19 protein-coding genes are annotated in these 19555 nt (G+C 38.8%); all 19 read right to left on the minus strand.

Annotation, left to right across the window (positions count from 1 at the left end; genetic code table 11):
• Positions 1-50: 50 nt before the first annotated feature.
• Positions 51-1136, minus strand: coding sequence for a 23S rRNA (adenine(2503)-C(2))-methyltransferase RlmN (rlmN, locus tag DQM95_RS06970; protein WP_012658778.1), 1086 nt, complete (start codon positions 1134-1136; stop codon positions 51-53).
• Positions 1133-1750 carry a YutD family protein gene (locus DQM95_RS06975; protein ID WP_037591759.1) on the minus strand — a complete coding sequence of 206 codons (618 nt, stop codon included), beginning with the start codon at positions 1748-1750 and terminating at the stop codon, positions 1133-1135. The genes rlmN and DQM95_RS06975 overlap by 4 nt, the downstream gene beginning before the upstream one ends.
• On the minus strand, positions 1719-3101 hold the full coding sequence (locus tag DQM95_RS06980) for a bifunctional metallophosphatase/5'-nucleotidase (RefSeq protein ID WP_037591755.1): 1383 nt from the start codon (positions 3099-3101) through the stop codon (positions 1719-1721). Before DQM95_RS06980 ends, DQM95_RS06975 begins: the two co-directional genes overlap by 32 nt.
• A 162-nt stretch (positions 3102-3263) precedes the next feature.
• On the minus strand, positions 3264-4232 hold the full coding sequence (locus tag DQM95_RS06985; protein WP_037591754.1) for a substrate-binding domain-containing protein: 969 nt from the start codon (positions 4230-4232) through the stop codon (positions 3264-3266).
• Positions 4233-4271: 39 nt separating this feature from the next.
• Positions 4272-5219 carry an ABC transporter permease subunit gene (locus tag DQM95_RS06990; protein WP_037591753.1) on the minus strand — a complete coding sequence of 316 codons (948 nt, stop codon included), beginning with the start codon at positions 5217-5219 and terminating at the stop codon, positions 4272-4274.
• Between the two features lies 1 nt (position 5220).
• Positions 5221-6699 (minus strand): sugar ABC transporter ATP-binding protein, encoded by a 1479-nt coding sequence (locus DQM95_RS06995; protein WP_037591751.1) that lies wholly within the window; start codon positions 6697-6699, stop codon positions 5221-5223.
• 14 nt (positions 6700-6713) lie between these two features.
• Complete coding sequence (gene rbsD, locus DQM95_RS07000; protein WP_015911636.1) at positions 6714-7112, minus strand: D-ribose pyranase; 399 nt, start codon at positions 7110-7112, stop codon at positions 6714-6716.
• Positions 7087-7998, minus strand: coding sequence for a ribokinase (gene rbsK, locus DQM95_RS07005; RefSeq protein WP_037591749.1), 912 nt, complete (start codon positions 7996-7998; stop codon positions 7087-7089). Before rbsK ends, rbsD begins: the two co-directional genes overlap by 26 nt.
• Positions 7995-8975, minus strand: a complete 981-nt coding sequence (locus tag DQM95_RS07010; protein WP_046389542.1) for a LacI family DNA-binding transcriptional regulator — start codon at positions 8973-8975, stop codon at positions 7995-7997. The genes rbsK and DQM95_RS07010 overlap by 4 nt, the downstream gene beginning before the upstream one ends.
• Positions 8976-9198: 223 nt before the next feature.
• Positions 9199-10242: a SepM family pheromone-processing serine protease gene (locus tag DQM95_RS07015; protein ID WP_111685985.1), complete on the minus strand. Its 1044-nt coding sequence runs from the start codon at positions 10240-10242 to the stop codon at positions 9199-9201.
• Positions 10220-10720 (minus strand): pantetheine-phosphate adenylyltransferase, encoded by a 501-nt coding sequence (gene coaD / locus DQM95_RS07020; protein ID WP_037591747.1) that lies wholly within the window; start codon positions 10718-10720, stop codon positions 10220-10222. Before coaD ends, DQM95_RS07015 begins: the two co-directional genes overlap by 23 nt.
• A complete protein-coding gene (rsmD, locus tag DQM95_RS07025) occupies positions 10710-11249 on the minus strand; it encodes a 16S rRNA (guanine(966)-N(2))-methyltransferase RsmD (protein ID WP_037591746.1) in 540 nt (179 codons plus the stop codon). Before rsmD ends, coaD begins: the two co-directional genes overlap by 11 nt.
• An 88-nt stretch (positions 11250-11337) precedes the next feature.
• Positions 11338-12213 (minus strand): N-carbamoylputrescine amidase, encoded by an 876-nt coding sequence (gene aguB / locus DQM95_RS07030; RefSeq protein WP_037591745.1) that lies wholly within the window; start codon positions 12211-12213, stop codon positions 11338-11340.
• The gene (aguA, locus tag DQM95_RS07035; protein ID WP_037591741.1) at positions 12210-13310 is read right to left on the minus strand and encodes an agmatine deiminase; all 1101 of its coding nucleotides are present in this window, start codon (positions 13308-13310) and stop codon (positions 12210-12212) included. Before aguA ends, aguB begins: the two co-directional genes overlap by 4 nt.
• 15 nt (positions 13311-13325) lie before the next feature.
• Positions 13326-14453: a carboxynorspermidine decarboxylase gene (nspC, locus tag DQM95_RS07040; protein ID WP_046389544.1), complete on the minus strand. Its 1128-nt coding sequence runs from the start codon at positions 14451-14453 to the stop codon at positions 13326-13328.
• Positions 14453-15712: a saccharopine dehydrogenase family protein gene (locus tag DQM95_RS07045; RefSeq protein WP_037591738.1), complete on the minus strand. Its 1260-nt coding sequence runs from the start codon at positions 15710-15712 to the stop codon at positions 14453-14455. The genes nspC and DQM95_RS07045 overlap by 1 nt, the downstream gene beginning before the upstream one ends.
• A complete protein-coding gene (speE, locus tag DQM95_RS07050) occupies positions 15712-16569 on the minus strand; it encodes a polyamine aminopropyltransferase (RefSeq protein ID WP_037591733.1) in 858 nt (285 codons plus the stop codon). Before speE ends, DQM95_RS07045 begins: the two co-directional genes overlap by 1 nt.
• A gap of 3 nt (positions 16570-16572) precedes the next feature.
• Positions 16573-18027 carry an aminotransferase class I/II-fold pyridoxal phosphate-dependent enzyme gene (locus DQM95_RS07055; RefSeq protein ID WP_037591731.1) on the minus strand — a complete coding sequence of 485 codons (1455 nt, stop codon included), beginning with the start codon at positions 18025-18027 and terminating at the stop codon, positions 16573-16575.
• Between the two features lie 491 nt (positions 18028-18518).
• On the minus strand, positions 18519-19511 hold the full coding sequence (asnA, locus tag DQM95_RS07060; RefSeq protein WP_037591730.1) for an aspartate--ammonia ligase: 993 nt from the start codon (positions 19509-19511) through the stop codon (positions 18519-18521).
• Positions 19512-19555: the final 44 nt, after the last annotated feature.

Below are 19555 nucleotides of genomic sequence, written 5' to 3' on the forward strand. Positions count from 1 at the left end.
GCGAATAACCTTGACTGAAAGTCGCCTAGGATTATCAAAAAATGTTGACATTAATCAGCTACTGCCGCCACTACTTTTTGACGGTCTTTCTTCATGGTGTTTGATCGTAACTGACCACATGCTGCATCGATATCTGTTCCATGTTCCTGACGAACAACACAGTTGACCCCATTTTTCTTCAAGACATCATAGAAGGCTGCCACTCGTTCTTTAGGACTTCTGCTATATTGATCATGTTCTGAAACAGGATTATAGGGAATAAGATTGACATATGACAATTTTCTGATTTTTTTAGTTAAATCAGCCAATTCTTGTGCCTGTTCAACGCCGTCATTAACTTCATTAAGCATAATATATTCAAAAGTTACACGACGATTAGTCGTCTCAATATAATATTCAATAGCTGCAAATAGTTTCTCCAATGGGAAGGAACGGTTAATGCGCATAATGCTCGAACGTAATTCATTATTGGGAGCATGGAGTGATACAGCTAAATTCACTTGAACGCCTTCATTTGCAAATTCGCGAATTTTGTGGGCGAGACCAGATGTTGATACCGTAATATGTCGAGCTCCAATGGCTAAACCATTATCATCGTTAATCGTTCTTAAAAATTTCATGACGTTATCGTAATTGTCAAATGGTTCACCGATTCCCATGACAACGACATGACTAACACGTTCGTCTTGACCACGTTCGTCAAAATATTTTTGAACCAACATAATTTGAGCGGTAATTTCACCATTGTTTAAATCACGTTGTTTTTTTATCAAACCACTTGCACAGAAAGTACATCCAATATTACAACCAACCTGAGTTGTCACACATACGGAATGACCATAATGTTGACGCATCAACACCGTTTCAATTAACATGCCGTCCGGTAGTTCAAAGAGATATTTTACCGTTCCATCAGCTGATTCTTGGACGATTCTTTGTTTTAAGGGATTAACACAAAAATGTTCATTTAAAAGAGCTATGAAGTCTTTAGAAATATTGGTCATTTCTTCAAAAGATTGGACACGTTTTTTATAGAGCCAATCCCAAATTTGAGTTGCACGGAATTTTTTCTGACCGTTTTCAAGTGCCCAAGCAATTAATTCATCTCTGGTTAGGCTGTAAATAGATGGTTTCATGAATTATTATCCTTCTTTCTGATGATAAAATGGTCGTTCTTTGGAGCAGGAGACTGACGTTTTTTGCCTTCTTGTTTGTTATCAGAAACTTTTTGAAAATCTTTTCGACGTCTACTCTTTTTAGGAGGTTCTTGATATTTCTCTTTAGACGTTTTGCTTTTTGACTTAGGATGTATTGTAAACACATCCTCTCCCTTATTCCGTCGTTTCTGAGGTCTTGCTGATTTCTTACGTCTTATAGGCTTATCTTCTTCAAATTTGATTTCAATGGGATTTGGATTTTCTAAAACAAAGTAGGCACAGCCAAAATTACAGAATTCTTTAATATAGTCTTCTAAACGGGAGATGCGATTTGTTTTTTTGATGTCGTTGGAGTCTTTGTAAAATCCCTTAAGACGTAACTGCTCATTGCCCCAATCCCCAACAATATAATCATACTTTAATAAGATTTCAGTGAAACGTTGTTCAAAGGCGGTTGTATCAAACGCCTCTTTTTCATTTTCCAAAAGAGTGAAGGTATAGTCATCACTTTTTACGATATTATCAAAACTAATGAACTTTGGCCCAGGAAATTTATTATAGTTATACATTTCTGGTGAAATTTCCTTTTTCATTGGACTCCTTTCCGATCATCTTCTCATTTTTGAGGTATTTTTCCAAAACTTCCCTTAAAAGATCAGGGAAGAGCAAGGTAGGCAATTCTTGCTTCACACTAGGAAAATAGGAAGCAAAAAAATACTGATCGACTAAAACTAAACTTATCTTATCCGATTTGCCCATAACTGTTTCATTATACACTATTTTTCCATTTTTGTATGCAAAGCCACGGCTACATAGTCCCCCAAACTGTTTGCCGCGGAAGCCCATCCCTCTAATTTCCTGATTTTTTAACAAATCCGCCTGTCCCCAAATCTCAAAGCAGATTTTTTCGAAACTTTCTTTGCTTAATTCGAAACGTGCTAAGCGCATTTGATGCGGTAAGCTTTTTTGAAGTGATTTTAAAGTTATCCTTTGGTCCAGAGGATGCACCAACAAGCCAGTGTTAATCAGACAAGTATCGGCATGAGCATAATCCATCATAGCTTCCATCACTAAATCCAGTGTTTTTTCTTGATTTAATGGTTCTGCAAGCGTCAGAATACTCTGGTCATCTAAAAGCCTCTCTCCCTCATTCAATAAAGCTTGAATCGCTTCTTGATCCGAAGGAAGACTGGGAAAATGGCTGGTTTCATGAGCAATAATTTCTATTTCCTGAAGCCGATGGTTCTCTAATACCATGGAAATGTTACCGACATACTGGCCATATTTCCCAGCAGCAGCTAGATAGGTTCCATTTAAACAAGCACCATCTTCAAAAACATGATGGGTGTGACTTCCGATAATTAAATCGATATTGTCCACTTCTTCAGTGATTCTTTCATCGACAGTGATGCCTAAATGACTCAAGAGAATACGTATATCTGCAGATGCCACTTCCGGCAATTGAAGATCTCTTTTTAAAGCTTCAATAGGGTCTGTGACTTGCCAACCATTAGGTTCATAGGTCCAGTAGTAGGGAAAGGTATAGGCAAGAAAAGCAATGGTCGTTCCCTTTTTTGTCCTGTAAATGGCATAGGGAGAAGCCCATTTAGGGCGCTGATGATTATCTTCAAGATTTCCTAAAATGACTTCAAAATTTGCCTCATCATAGACTTGATTTAAATCTTCCTTACTTAAACCGATACCTTCATTGTTACCAATTGTAGCAAAATCTATTCCAAGTTGATTCATCAGTTGGACATTTGCTTTTCCTTTGGTCGCATCAGATAAAGGATGACTTCGATCAATGTTATCTCCGATGTCCAGTTTGATCACTTCTTCATCTTGATTTTGCGAAGCTTTTTCAAAAAAGCGTTGCAGTTTAGGAAAAGCTTCAAAATGGGAATGTAAATCATTGAGATGAAGTAAACGAATGATTTCCTGCATGGATTGCCTTTCTATTTCTGGATAGGGTTCACTTTTAAAACCAGATAGTAAGGCTATTATATCATTTTTGACATCGAATTCTGTTATTTAAAATAGGAAATCATAAACCTATAACTTCTTTCAAACTGAAAAAACAGAGCATACAGCTCTGTTTTAAAATGGTTACCAATTATATTGATCAACAGTTTCTTTGGTGACTAAATAGATAGGAGAAACGGTTGTTTTTTTCACTTTTTTACCTTGATAGTGGTCAATTGCTGCTTGGATGGCAATTTCTCCCATTTTGGCTGGTTGTTGGGCTATTGTTGCTGTAATATCACCATTCTTGATAGCATCATGTGCATCTGGTTGACCATCAATGCCGACAATCAGAATATCTTTAAGTCCTGCTGATTTAACAGCTTGTGCTGCTCCCAAAGCCATTTCATCATTTTGGGCAAAAATAACTTGAACATCTTTATGGCCTTGAATCATGTTTTGAGCTGTATTGAGAGCTTTGGCACGATCAAAATTGGCAGATTGACTAGAAAGGATATCTAATTTTGTTTTTGCAATCTTATTAAAGCCTTTACCACGGTCAACTGTTGCGGAAGCTCCTGGTACACCTGACAATTCAAATGCTTTTGCTTTTTCACCTAATTCTTTAACCACAAATTCAGCAGCCATTTTACCAGCTTCAACGTTATCAGAAGCGACGGTTGTTAAAACGTCTCCGCCTTCACTACCACGGTCAATTAAGATAACAGGTATATTGGCAGAATTAGCTGCTTTGATGGAAGAAACGACAGCCTTTGAATCAACTGGATTAATCAAAATGGCATCAACATTTTGACTAATAAAGTTTTGAATATCATCCGCTTGACGTGCTGCATCATCTTGCGCGTCAGCAACTTTCAAACTCACTTTTTTCTCACCAGCAAATTTATCCAATCCATCTTTCATGGCAACAAAGTATGGATTGTTAGTTGTTGAAATGGATACTCCCAATTTCAAATCTTTAGCTGCTTTTTTGGTGACTTCCTTTGAGGAAGATGCGGAAGAGTTTCCTAACCCCGTTTTACCACAGGCACCCAGAAGCAATACCATTGATAGGAAGAGAGCTAAAAAGCCTAGTTTTTTGATACATTTCATGTGACAATCTCCTTTTTATATTTTTTTAAAAACACTCATTTATGAAGCTTTTGCTACTTTTAGACGATCCAAAAGAACAGCAATTAAAATAACAACACCTTTGACTACTTGTTGCCAAAAGGCGGAAACCCCGATGATGTTAAGTCCATTGTTTAAGACCCCAATGATTAAAGCACCAATTAAGGTTCCTAGAATTCTACCTTTTCCTCCAGATAAGGATGTTCCGCCAAGTACAACAGCAGCGATTGCATCCATCTCATAACTTGCACCTGCTGTCGGTTGAGCAGAACTTAAACGAGACGTAATGATTAAACCTGAAATGGCTGCCATCATTCCTGATATGGTATAGATCACAATCTTGACTTTATTTAATTTAATCCCGGAAATATAAGCAGCTTTTTCATTTCCGCCTAAGGCATAAACAGATTTACCAAAAGCTGTCTTATGAAGCAAGAGATACAAGATTAAAAATACGAGGAACATGAGAATGACTGGAAAAGGGATTCCAAATATATAACCTTGTCCTATGAATTGGAAGGTAAAACTATCTGAAAGACCTCCCGTAATAGGATTTCCGTTAGAATAGACCAAGGTAGCTCCTCTAAAAATAGTCATCGTTGCCAGTGTCACAATAAATGGAGCAAGTTTGCCGTATGAAATCAAGAGACCATTTAACATGCCAAAGATACCACCTAGGGCTAATGCAAGTAAAATAGCTATTCCAACAGGTGTTCCCTTAGCAATTAAACCTGCTGTCAGAGCACTTGAGAGGGCCAATATAGACCCCACAGATAAATCAATCCCACCGGTCAATATAACAAAGGTCATCCCAAAGGCGATAAATCCATTTGCAGTGACTTGCAGTAACAAATTCAACAAGTTATTGGTGGTTAAGAAATTAGGATTGATTATTGTAATGACAATCATTAATCCAATTAAGGCGACCAGAGTTGTCAACTCTGAGAAATATTTCATGACTTTTTTCAACTTAATGCCCTCCTGTTGCCAATTGCATAACACTTTCTTGACTTGCCTCTTCTCGGCTCAATTCTCCTGCAATGCGACCCTCATGCATAACCATGATACGATCACTGACTCCTAAAATTTCAGGTAAATCAGATGACACTAAAATAATAGGAACACCTCTTTCAGCAAGCTCATCAATCAACTGATAAATTTCACGTTTAGCCCCAACGTCTACACCACGTGTTGGCTCATCTAAAATTAAAACTTTAGGGGCTATGCCAATCCATTTAGCTAAAACGACTTTTTGCTGATTACCACCTGATAGTTGACCAACGGTCATCTTGGGTGTACCTGATTTGATGCGCAAGCGATCAATTAATTGCTGAACGAAAATAGTACTTGTTTTCTCATCAAATAATCCATGTTTGACGAAGTCTTTGGTACTCGGTAAAGTCATATTATCTTTAATGGAAAAATCTAAGATTAAACCTTCTGCTTTGCGATCTTCAGTTAAAAATCCGATGCCTTGAGCGATAGCTTGTGCAGGGTTGGAAATGCTTAATGCTTGTCCATTAAGTTTTATTTTTCCAGACTTTACTTTATCTAGGCCAAAAATAGAACGCATCACTTCAGTCCGGCCAGCTCCCATTAAGCCAGAAAAGCCTAAGATTTCACCTTTTCTAACCTTAAACGAAACATCTTGAAAAGCTGAACCAGTAAGGTTTTCAACTTCAAAAGCAATGTCACCAATGCTTGCCTTTTTTTCGGGGTAAAAATCTTCAAGCTCACGGCCAACCATCTTCTTAACCAGTTCATAAGGGGTCGTTTCACTGGTTTTTTTCGTATCAACCACAATGCCATCTCGCATAACAGTCACTAAATCCGTGATTTTAAAGATTTCTTCCATCCGGTGTGAAATGTAAATAATTCCAACACCTTCTTCTTTCAAGCCTTTAATAACCCTAAACAAATTTTCCGTCTCACGATCAGTTAAGGCGGCTGTCGGCTCATCCATAATGAGCAAAGAAACTTTTGATAGCAAACTCTTGGCAATTTCAATCATCTGTTGTTGACCAACAGACAGGTCACCAATGGGACAGTGTAAGGGAATGGACACTCCTAGACGTTCAAAAGCAGCCTTAGCTTTTTTAGCCATTGCTTTTTGATCAAGAAGCCCGAGTGGTGTTTTCACCTCACGACCAAGAAATAGATTCTCCAGAACAGTCATTTCCGGCCAGGTATTCATTTCTTGATGAATAAAACTGATTCCAAATTCTTCAGCTTCTTGTGGATTAGAAAAGGTCATCTCTTTTCCATCAATGATAATATCCCCATGACTAGCAGGAAATAGACCTGTCAGTATATTCATTAAGGTAGACTTCCCCGCACCATTTTCTCCCATTAGGGCATGAACTTGACCAGATGCTATACTTAAGTCAATTTTTTCTAAAACCTTATTGCTCCCAAATGATTTGGAAATTCCTCTCATGTCAATTTTCATGAAGCCCAACCTTCCTAAATGGTTACACCCGATTGTAAAATGATATTTGAATATGGAGTATTTTCACCCGTGCGAATCACTGCCTTCACGTCTTGATTTAATGCCTTGAGTTGCTCATGACTGACATATTCAACAGTGACGCCATCATCCAATTTTCTTAAAATTTGAGACAGTTGCTCTGGATTCTGCTCCTTAATTTCCTCAGCTAGGATGATTTTTTCCACAAGCACATGCTCTAAATAGACATCCAGTAGGTCTTGAAAACTTGGAAAACCAGCCTTTAGAGACAGATCAATCTTTCGCACACCACTAGGAATCGGCAAGCCCAAATCACCAATACAAACCCGATCCGTATGTCCCAAGTCATCAACAATTTTTGCTAAGTCACTATTTAAAATCCCATGTTTTTTCATAAGCCTGATGTTTCCTCATTTCTTCTAAAGTTGGCATGCCACCCTGAGCACCAAATTTCTGAACCGATAAATGTGAAGCCAAAGTAGCAAATTGAAGTGCCTGTTCAATCGGTAACTGTTTCGTTAAAGCAAAGCCAAAGGCACCGTTAAAGGTATCGCCAGCCCCCGTAGTATCAACCACATCTGCTTTAATAGCAGGAATTGTCTTCAAACTGCTACCATCAAAAAAAATTGAACCTTGGCTGCCTAAAGTGACAATCAGTTTGTTTGGGTAGGCCATCACATTTTCTTCAAGAGTCCTCTCCGGAAAAAGTTCCTGACATTCATGCTGATTTGGAGTGACATAATCCACCAAATCTATCATCTCTTTATCAGTCGAACGCGATGGTGCTGGATTATACAGTACTTTTATACCATGTTCCTTACAATAGGATGCTATTCTTTTATTAGCTTGATGAGGAATCTCATTTTGCAAAATCACCAAATCGGCTTGCTCAATCACTTCCCATTCTGATGACCATCGGTCTGGGCTGACAAAGTCGTTTGCACCAGGACAGACAATAATGCGATTATCCTGTTGGAAAAGTGTAATTTGTGCAATTCCAGAAGATGATGGTACCGTTCCCACATAGCTTGTATTTAAATTGTTATCAACTAGGTTTTGTTTCAAAAGGGGACCAAATGAATCCTGACCTAAGCATCCAATAATAGTACAATCATCCTGATCAGAACTCAAACGTCCTAGGGCAACAGCTTGGTTAGCTCCTTTTCCTCCTGGAACCATTGAAAAGTGATTTCCAAAGACTGTTTCCCCCTCTTGAGGGATACGACTCGTCTCCATGACCAAATCCATTGAAATACTACCAATAACTACAATACGACTCATTTTTTCCTCCTTAATGTTTCACGTTCGACAAAATGAACCGGCAATTTAATCCGTTTTTCGTCAACTGGGATATTATTTGCAATCTTATAAATTAATTCCGCTGCTTGGTGTCCCATCTGATAAGATGACTGGTGAATGGTGGAAAGGGAAGGATAAATAAATTGACTCATTATAATATCATCGTAACCAATCACTTGCACATCATCGGGAATCTTTTTGCCACGTGCATGCAATTCATGAATATAGGCAATAGCATGAATATCTGATGGGGCAATAATACTATCACAATTAACAAAATAATCTAAATGACGTTTAGCCTCATTTTGAATAGTTTCAAAATCAAAACTCCCACTATCACAAATCCTGACATCAACACCCTTTTCTTTCAAATAATGTAAACTCGCTTTAAAACGCTCATTTAAGTTAGTTGCCATATCTAAGGGGCCCCTTATTAAAAGCACTTGCTTAGTCCCAGCCTCATAAACCATTTCAGCTGCCAAGCGTCCCCCCTCATGACTATCTGAAAAAACACCATACTCACTGTGTTTATCAACGCGGTCAACCACTACGACAGGGATGTCAATTTCTGGATGATTTTGCGTAAAATCATGAGTGGTAATAATACCGGCTGCATTGTTTTGAAGTAGCATATCGATGTACTCTTCTTCTAAGGTCTGACTGTGACCAATATTGCCCAGCATGACCCGATAGCCTTTTTCTTTTAAAAATACTTCAGCCCCTCTGGCCAAGCGTGGAAAGAATGGGTTTGATATATCAGGCAAGAGCAAACCGACAAGTTGATTTTTTTTTGTTTTTAAGGATTGGGCAATCAGATTTGGACTATAATGCAACTTTTCAATGGCCTTTTTAATCTTTTCCCTAGCCTCATCTGACACATATCCATTTTGAGAAATATAACGAGACACTGTAGATTTAGACACTCCTGCCTCTTCAGCCACTTCTTTTATTGTCGCCATAATATCCAATGCCTCCTTTCTCACTTTATATGGAACCGGTCTCACAAAACATATTGTAACCGTTTTCTTCATTTCTGTCAATAACTTTTAAAAAAATTTCGTTGCTAAAAAGGATATAAGCATCATATTTACTTCTTATTCAACTATTTTGACTACTTTTATTAATCCAAAAAACTTCCAGAATAATCTAGAAGTTTTATCATGGTTTATAAAAGCTGTAAGCTTAGTTAGTCTTTTTCAAATAATCTATGGCCTCTTTAGCTGTTGTTACGGGAACAATTTTCATTTTCGTTTTAATTTGTTTGGCTGCTTCTTTGGCCTCGTCATAATTGGTTTTTAAATCAGGATAACGTTTTTTGAGCTTTTTATCCACTGGGTTATTAGGCACAAAAAAGATTTCCGCCCCCTCGTTAGCAGCAGCAATAACTTTTAAGCCTGCCCCACCAATATCACCAACCCTGCCATCTTGATCAATTGTACCTGTCCCTGCAATTTTACGACCTTTTCGCAGGTCTTCTTTATTAATTTGGTCCAGGATATCAAGTGTGAACATCAAGCCTGCACTAGGACCACCGACACCATCTGTTGAAAAAACAATGTCTTGGTCGGTATGGACCTTGGTATGATCTGTTAAGCCAATACCAATACCATTTTTGCCATTTTTGAGTTTGATGATTTTACCATTTTTAGATTTATCTTTACCATCTGAAGTGAATTGGACACTGACCTTATCACCCAGTTTTAAACCTGACACATAATCAATTAATTCTTTAGAACTCTTAAAGGATTTATGATTGACTGCTGTCACAGTATCAGCGATGTTTAGTTTTCCTTTGAATGTGGAATCTTTGCTTACATCTAAGACATAAACCCCTAAATAATCCAAGGAAACATCTTTATCAGCCAGTTTTAAGGCCTGATAAATAGCACTATTTTGAGAGGTTTCCATGTAAAACTGATTAATGCGTAAGTAGTCAGCATCACTATATCCTCCAGTTGTATCTTCAGCTGATGAAATCTCAGTGAATGGTGTCATCCAAGCATAAAGCATTTGAGCAAATGTGGCATGACTGACTGTTACAGCTACGAAGTTATAGGAGCCTTTTTCATTATCTTTTTTGCCATTGACCTTCAAGACAGATCTAATATCATAAGCCCCCCCTGGCATTTCAATGTAGTAAGGCAGTGGGAAAAATAAGGCAAAGAGAATTAAGACCATTGACAAGATGGAGAGCACCCACCATTTATAAGTTTTGATTACTTTCATTCATTGACTCCAATTGCTTGATAACGGATTGGGGAACAAGTCCCTCAATAGAAGAGTTAAAGTGAATCAGTTCTTTTACACGACTAGAACTGATAGGCTGCATCAGATTGTGAGCAATAAAATATACCGTATCAATACTAGGATCCAAACGATTATTGAAAAACTCTAAATTTGACTCATACTCAAAATCAGTTGGGTTCCTAAGGCCTCTAACCATGTGCGTGACCCCTAATGATTTGGCCAAATCCACTGCCAAACTATCTGCCGCAGAAACAACAGAAATATTAGGATAGTCCACTAAGGCTTCTTTTAATACATTGATCCGCGTTTCTAGATCAAAAAAACCTTTTTTCTCAGGGTTGAAGAATACTCCAATATAGAGATGATCAAAGAGTTGGCTCGCACGCGCAATGATATCCATGTGACCATTGGTCACAGGATCAAATGATCCAGAATATAGCCCAATTTTATCTGACATAAACCGTTACCTTACTAATTCCATAAATTTTTTCTTTCCAAATGCCTAAAGATGCAACCTCTTCAGGTAATTGCACAGCTTTATCCGTTTCACAAACAACCATGACATCCTCAGAAAAGAGCCCTCTCTCATCTAAAGTTTCAATAGTGGCTACAATTTCCTCTTTAGCATAAGGTGGGTCTAAAAAAATCAAGTCAAATGGCTGATGTAACTGTGACAAGGCCTTCTTTGCATCCATTTTTAAGAGTTTGAACTGCTTCTCAGCCTTTGTCATCTTAATATTTTCTTGGATAATGGCTTGCGCTCCGCGATCGCGTTCAACCAAAACAGCTTCCGACATTCCCCGCGAAATAGCTTCAATAGACAGAGCTCCAGAACCAGCAAATAAATCTAAGACTCGACCCCCGTCAAAATAAGGACCAATCATATTAAACATAGCACCCCGAACCTTATCAGAGGTTGGTCTCGTTGTTTTTCCTTGCAGGGTCTTTAAAGGACGCCCACCGAATTCACCTGATACAATTCTCATAAAACTTATTATAACAAAATTATGGATTGAACCAAACCTAAAAGGACAAATTTCTATTGAAAAAAGGAATTGGATGCATTCCAATTCCTTAACGGCTAATAGCTTTGTACATTTCTGGACGACGATCACGGAAGAGACCCCAATCCAGACGTTCACGAGTGCCTTTGTCTAAATCATAGGTATGCATTAAGACACACTCTTCTTCTTTAGAAGCCAGCTCAATCATTGCACCTGTCTCGTCTGTCATAAAGGAAGAACCGTAAAAGACAAGTTCAGAAGCTTGCTGACCATTCTCAATACTTGGTGTCACCACTTCGCGACCAATTCTGTTAGCTGCAATCACAGGAATGATATTTGCCGCAGCATGCCCCTGCATTGTCCGTTGCCAATGGCCACTACTATCAGTCTCTAAAATTGGTTCAGACCCGATAGCTGTTGGATATAAGAGAAGTTCTGCTCCAGCTAGGGCAAGGCAACGGGCGGTTTCAGGAAACCATTGATCCCAACAAATACCAATACCAATGTTTCCATAACGGGTTTCCCATACCTTGAAACCAGTATTTCCAGGTGTAAAATAAAATTTTTCTTGATAGTAATGATCATCTGGAATATGTGTTTTTCGGTAAACACCAAGAATAGACCCATCAGCATCTATAACAGCGATGGAATTAAAGAGAACATTACCGTCTTTTTCGTAAAAACTAATGGGAATGACGATGCTGAGTTCTTTGGCAATGGCCTTAAAATGCTTGATTGCCAAATTATCTTCCGTAGCAGTCGCAAATTGATAGTAATCATATTGACGTTCCTGACAAAAATAAGGACGTTCAAATAATTCTGGCAAAAGGATAATCTGAGCACCTTTGGCTGCAGCTTCTCTAACTAGACGCTCTGCCTTTTCAATATTTTTTTCCGGCTCTAAGTGACACTGCATTTGAATAGCAGCAACTGTAGCTTGTCTCATAAAGCTCCTTTCTCAAATAGGGGAATTTGTTGCGTGATACAGTGAATATTACCACCACCCACAAGGATATCTCGAGCTGGGATGCCCTGAATTTTCCTATCAGGGAAAAGCTCCGCTAACAACTCAAGCGCAAGATGGTCATGGACATCATCAAATTGAGGAACCAGAACAGCCTGATTGCAAATATAAAAATTCACATAAGAAGCCGCTAGGCGCTCACCTTCTTGACGTTCCTCTTCACCTTCCTCATAATCATAGCCAGGTAAATCACTTTCTTCAATCCTTTGTATTTTTTTAGGAATCAAGAGTTTATGAACCTTGAAGGGACGACCCTTAGCATCTGTTTGCGATGCCAAAAAATCCAAATCCGCTTTCGACATAGCATACTGTGGATCCTCTTGATCATCTGTCCAGGCTAACACTAATTCTGCAGGACCAACAAATGCACAGACATTATCAACATGTTCATTGGTTTCATCTTGATAAATCCCATAAGGTAACCAGATGATTTTTTCAGCACCCAGATAATTGACTAAGGATGCTTCAATCTCATCTTTGCTTAAGTTAGGATTACGGCCACCACTTAATAAACAGCTTTCGGTAACCAGAATTGTTCCCTCACCGTCACTGTGGATGGCTCCGCCTTCCAATACAAAAGGATGAGCATCAAAATGGGGAATTCCCAAGGCTTTTGAAAAGCGGCTAGCCACCAAATCATCAGCCTCATAGTCTTGATAAAGGCCATCAAAACTGCCTCCCCAAGCATTAAAGGCCCAGTCAACGGCTAAGGCTTCTTTTTGAGCATTGCGTAAAATGGTCGGACCCGTGTCACGCGCCCAAGCATCATTTGTGGGAATGTCCAGATAAATGGGCTTATCTCCTAGAAAAGTTTTAGCTTCTTGTAGATAAGCCTTTTCCACTAGAAGGTAGACTTGCTCGCTTTCAGAAATCACCTGAATAATGCGACTAAAAGCCTCTTTTGCAGCCTTAGCTTCAAAAGGCCATGAACCAGGTCTTGTTGGCCAAATCATCAAGGTTCCATGATGCTTTTCATATTCTGCTGGCATGTGAAAACCCATTGTTTTTGGACTTTTCATGGTCTACTCTCCTTTTTAAGATAATCTGCTTTTAAAATCCTCATAAGTAAAGGATTTAATGAGGTGGCAATCTCCACTTTGATCCATCAGATACAAACTAGGCAAACCAATGCCATTAAAAGTATTATTTTTGACAAATGAATAAATAGCCATATCTTGGAAATAAAGTCTTTGGCCAATCTCAACAGCTTTTTCAAAAGAATAGTCTCCAATGATATCCCCTGTCAAACAGGTATTGGATGATAATCTGTAAGTAAAAGCTTTTTCCTGAGCATCAAAGGCGTCTTTCAATGGCGGACGATAAGGCATCTCAATAACATCTGGCATGTGACAGGTTGCCGAGGCATCCAGGATTAAAGTTGATATACCATTTTCTACAATATCTAAGACTTCTGTGGCTAAATAGCCTGCATTGAGGGCAATGGCTTCCCCAGGTTCTAAATAGATGTCAATGTTATAGGTTGCTTTGAGTCGTTTGATTTCTTGAACAAGGGTTGGCAGGTCATAATCCGCTCGAGTGATATGATGGCCTCCACCGAGATTCAACCATTTCAACTGATGAAGATAAGACCCAAATTTTGCTTCAAAAACCTTGAGGGTGGTTACTAAATCATCCACGTTTTGCTCACACAAGGTATGAAAATGAAAACCATCAATCAACTCCAAAACCTCAGGATGGAAGTGACTCTCGGTCACGCCAAAACGTGAGCCATAGGCACAAGGATCGTATTGGTCATGATCATTTTGGGTTGATATTTCTGGATTAAGACGTAAACCGATACTGACACCCGAATGGTGACAAGCCTCAGCATGTTTACGTAATTGTCTTTCAGAGTTAAAGACAATATGGTCTGCAATCTCAAGGAGCTCTTTCATGTCATCATCTTTAAAGGCGGGTGCAAAAACATGCACTTCACCACCCATCTCCTCATGGCCTAACTTTGCTTCATATAGGCCACTTGCTGTGGTACCCGCCAAGTATTGCCCGATGAGAGGATAGGTTGCAAAGAGTGAATAGGCTTTTTGAGCCAATAAGATCTTACAGCCTGCTTCATCTTGAACACTTTTTAAAATCTCTAAATTCTTGATTAATTGCCCTTCATCAATGACATATGAAGGGGTTGGCACCTGTTCTAATTTCATTAATCCACCACTTGTGGGTTTTCAACAACTACCCATGGTAAGCCATATTGATTTAAAGCTTCCATAAACGGATCTGGATCCAATTGTTCTAGGTTGAAGACACCTGCTTCTTGCCATGTGCCATTCATCACTAATTTTGTCCCGATCATCGCTGGCACACCTGTAGTGTATGAGATGGCTTGGGAACCCACTTCACGATAGCATTCCTGATGGTCGCAAACGTTGTAGATATAGATTGTTTTTTCCTGACCATCTTTTACCCCAGTAAAGATACAACCGATATTCGTTTTTCCAACTGTGCGAGGGCCTAAGCTTGCAGGATCCGGTAGTAGGGCTTTTAAGAACTGAATAGGAACAATTTCTTGACCATTAAAAGAAATAGGATCTGTACGAAGCAAACCAACATTTTCAAGACACTTCATATGTGTTAAGTAGGATTGACCAAATGTCATGAAGAAGCGAATGCGTTTAACGCCAGGAATATGTTTTGCTAGTGACTCAATTTCTTCATGGTGTAGAAGATACATGTCTTTTTGCCCCACTTCTGGGAAGTCATATTCACGTTTGATAGACATTGCTTCAACCTCTACCCATTTCCCGTTTTCCCAATATGATCCTGGTGCTGAGACTTCACGAAGGTTAATTTCTGGGTTAAAATTGGTAGCAAATGGGTAACCGTGATCACCACCATTACAGTCTAGAATGTCAATGGTATGAATTTCGTCAAAATAATGTTTCAAGGCATAAGCTGTGAAGACACTGGTAACTCCTGGGTCGAATCCTGATCCAAGGAGGGCTGTTAAACCAGCTTCCTTAAACTTTTCTTGATAAGCCCACTGCCAAGAATAATCAAAGTAGGCTGTAAATCCTAATTCTTGGCAACGTTTTTCATAAACTGCGCGCCATTCTGGATCTTCGGTATCTTCTGATTCATAGTTAGCGGTATCGATATAGTGAACACCTGTTGCTAGACAAGCATCCATGATGCTTAAATCTTGGTAAGGAAGGGCCACATTTAAAACAGCTTTAGGTTGATAGGCTTGAATCAAGGCAATGATATCATCTACCTTATCGGCATCCAAGGCTGCTGTTTCAATTTTAACAGATGTTTTACTTTCTAATCTTGCTTTTAAGTCATCACATTTTGATTTGGTGCGACTAGCAATCATGATCTCTGTGAACGTTTCTGGGTCTTGACAAATTTTACTGATGGCAACTTGGGCAACGCCACCACACCCAATCACTAATAAACGGCTCATTATTTTTCTTCCTCTTCTTCTAAAATATCTTCAACATATCTTGGTAGGCTAAAGGCACCTAAATGCAAGTTTGCTGAATAGTAGTCTGTTTTTAATTGACGTGCTTTCCAGTCTTCCTTCTTAAAATCTTCAATAGGGTGGTATTTTTTAGAAGCAAAGCCAAAACACCAGTATCCTGAAGGTGCTGTTGGGATGTGCGCTTGGAAAACACGACTGATTGGGAAACTTTGAGAGGCTTTGCGGTGCATACTTCTAAAAGCAGATTCGTCTTCATCAAAGAAAGGACTGCCATGTTGATAAATCATGATACCATCTTCTTTGAGAGCACGGTAACTATTCCCATAGAATTCCTTGGTAAACAAACCTTCAGTATGGCCAAAGGGATCTGTTGCATCATTGATAATAATGTCATAATCACTGTCGCAGTTTCTTAAAAAGCGCAAGCCATCTTGATGATAAATGGTCACACGGTCATCGTCTAAACCTGAAGCAAACTCTGGAAAATATTGGCGACAAACATCCACCAACATTTCATCAGGTTCAACAATATCAATCTGTTTGATATCAGGATAGAGTTCAAGAACTTGGGCAACTCCTCCATCACCTCCACCAATAATCAAGACTTTTTCGGGATTAGGATGCACAGCCATTGGGACATGGACAACCATTTCGTTATAAACAAAATTATCCGCATCAGAGAAAAGAACATGACCGTTTAAGATCAACATTTTGCCAAAAGATGGGGTATTGATGACAGAAATATCTTGCCACTCACTTTTTCCTACAAACAATTGTTCTTCTGTTCTGACAGATAATTTCACATCAGGTGTGTGACTTTCTGAAAACCATAAATCCATTTCTTAGGCCTCCTTGATAATGTTGATGTATTTCACATCAGGGTCTTCTGTTCCTTGAATAGAACAGCCTCTTTCTTTTGAAAAGATGATGTAGTCAATCAATTCTTTAGTGATACGCTCACCAGGGGCAAGAATTGGAATTCCTGGAGGATAAGCCATCACTAGCTCACCACAGACATGTCCGATTGCCTCTTTAAGTGGAACACTATCACGTTCTGCATAGAAGGCTTCTTGTGGCGTCAAAACCAACTCAGGTTGAATGTATTCACCAGACATCAAATCTTTCCCATCACGCGCGTGTAGACGCTTGATATCAGCAAGAGCCCCAACCAATCGCTCAATATCTTGTAATCTATCACCAATAGAGATATAAGCTAAGATATTACCGATATCACCAAATTCAATTTGAATATCGTATTCATCACGAAGCAAGTCATAAACTTCAATACCTGTTAGCCCAATTCCTTGTGTATAGATTGACAATTTTGTAACATCAAAATCATAGACCGAAACCCCATCAACCAACTCTTTAGAAAAGGCGTAATAACCCCCAATAGCATTAATTTCGCGACGAGCATATTCAGCCATTTCAATCACTTTTTCAAAAGATTCTTTTCCACGTGATGCCAAATTACGACGGGAAATATCCAAACTAGACAAGAGCAAATAGGAAGCACTAGTTGATTGCGTCAAGTTGATGATTTGACGGACATATTCCTGATTCATACCAGGTCCTAACAGTAAAATTGAACTTTGGGTTAAAGAACCACCTGATTTATGCATAGAGACAGCAGACATATCAGCTCCAGCCTCCATTGCGGACAAAGGTAATTTATCCGTAAATGGTAAGTGTGCACCGTGGGCCTCATCAACCAAGACTTTCATCCCAGCAGCATGAGCCAAGTCAGTTAATCCTTTAAGATCAGAACAGATACCGTAGTAAGTAGGGTTATTGATTAAAACAGCCTTAGCGTCTGGATGTTCTTTAATGGCTTGGGCGAATCGATCGTTTTCCAAACCAAGCGCAATGCCGATTTTATGATTGACGCTCAATTCAATATAAATGGGAATGGCTCCGCATAAAACCAGTGCATTAATAGCACTCTTATGCACATTCCTTGGAAGAATAATCTTATCCCCAGCTTTTACAGTAGCCAAAATCATAGCCTGAACAGCAGACGTGGTACCTCCAACCATCAAAAAAGCATGCGCAGCCCCGAAGGCATCTGCCGCTAATTCTTCAGCTTCTCGAATGATTGAAACGGGATGTCCTAAATTATCAAGCGGTTTCATGGAGTTAACATCAATGCCAACACATTTTTCCCCTAACAACTCAACTAATTCTGGATTTCCACGTCCTCTTTTATGACCTGGCACATCAAATGGAACAATTCTTTTCTTTCTCAAGTCAACCAATCCTTGATAGATTGGTGCTTTTGTTTGATCTTTCTGATTCAATTTTTCTCCTTTTGCAAAAAATGGTTAGGGCAATACCTAATCGAGACTTAAAAAAGTAGCAAGTGCTAACTTTCTTTAACATTTTAAGCACATCATACAAAAAAGAGCAGGTTTTCACCTGCTCTACAATCGAATTTAGCCGTTTTTTAGTTTGTTCTATCTGAGTGTCTGGGGCTTATGTTTCCTACTCTCAAGTGCAAATATTACGTACTTTATTGACCGTTTCACAAGATGATGTGTTTGACAACACTGATTATTAAGTAATCAACTTATAAAATTTGAGCGTTAACTCAATCAATAATGTGGCTTTTAAACCACGCTTCGGCATTCGACCCGCCTGTCCGTAGGCATTATAAAGGTCTATATTTGCTAGAAAACACTTCTTGAAGATTCCTAGACTTGTTTATATTAACAAAAATTAAATTATGTGTCAATTGCAAGACGAACGAAAAATAAAGAAAGATAGTCAAACTATCTTTCTATTATAGTGCTTATAAGATATTGTCAAAACTTTCTCTAACCGATTGTGGCCAAACAGATGTTTGCACTTCGCCAATGTGTTTTTTACGCAATAAAAACATAGCCATACGTGATTGTCCGATTCCACCACCAATGGTCAATGGGAACAAGCCATTTAAAAGGGATTTATGCCAATCAAATTCTAAACGTTCAAAGTCTCCCGTTATAGCTACTTGTCGTTTCAAGGCATCTTCATCCACGCGAATGCCCATTGAAGACAACTCAAAGGCTGATTGTAGTTGCTCGTTCCAAACTAAAATATCACCATTTAAACCATGGTAACCATCTTCCGTTTCACTTGTCCAGTCATCATAATCTGGAGCACGCCCATCATGTGGTTTGCCATCTGATAATTCACCCCCAATACCAATTAAAAAGACAGCACCAAATTCTTTGGTAATGGCATTTTCTCTTTCTTTGGGACTTAAATCCGGGTATCGTTTCACCAAGTCTTCTGTATGAATAAAGGTAATTTTTTTAGGTAGAATAGCCTCAATGTCATAACGTGCTTCTACCGCTAATTCCGTTAAACGAATAACCTTATAAATGGTTTCAACAGTTTCTTTCAAATAAGCTAGATTACGTTTACCATCAGGAATGACCTTTTCCCAATCCCACTGATCGACATAGACGGAATGGGTCTGGTCTAATGAATCCTCGTCAGGGCGGAGGGCTTTCATATTAACAACAAGGCCTTCTCCTTCATTAAATCCAAATCGTGCTAAGGTATGACGTTTCCATTTGGCTAAAGAATGGACGACTTCAAATTGAGCTTCAGGAATTTTTAAGACATTAACAGATACAGGATTTTCAATACCAGACAAATTATCTTGCATACCATCCCCGACCCGACTTAAAATAGGTCCTTGCACTTCAACAACGTCAAGTTTAGCAATTAAATACTGTGTAAAAGTATTTTTAACAAAGGAAATCTCCTCTTGTTGATGAATAAAACTTTTCTTCATAGCTCCTCCTTAAATATTTTTTTATTTTTGCCCTGACTAATTGT

The organism is Streptococcus uberis, from assembly GCF_900475595.1.
Taxonomy (GTDB): domain Bacteria; phylum Bacillota; class Bacilli; order Lactobacillales; family Streptococcaceae; genus Streptococcus; species Streptococcus uberis.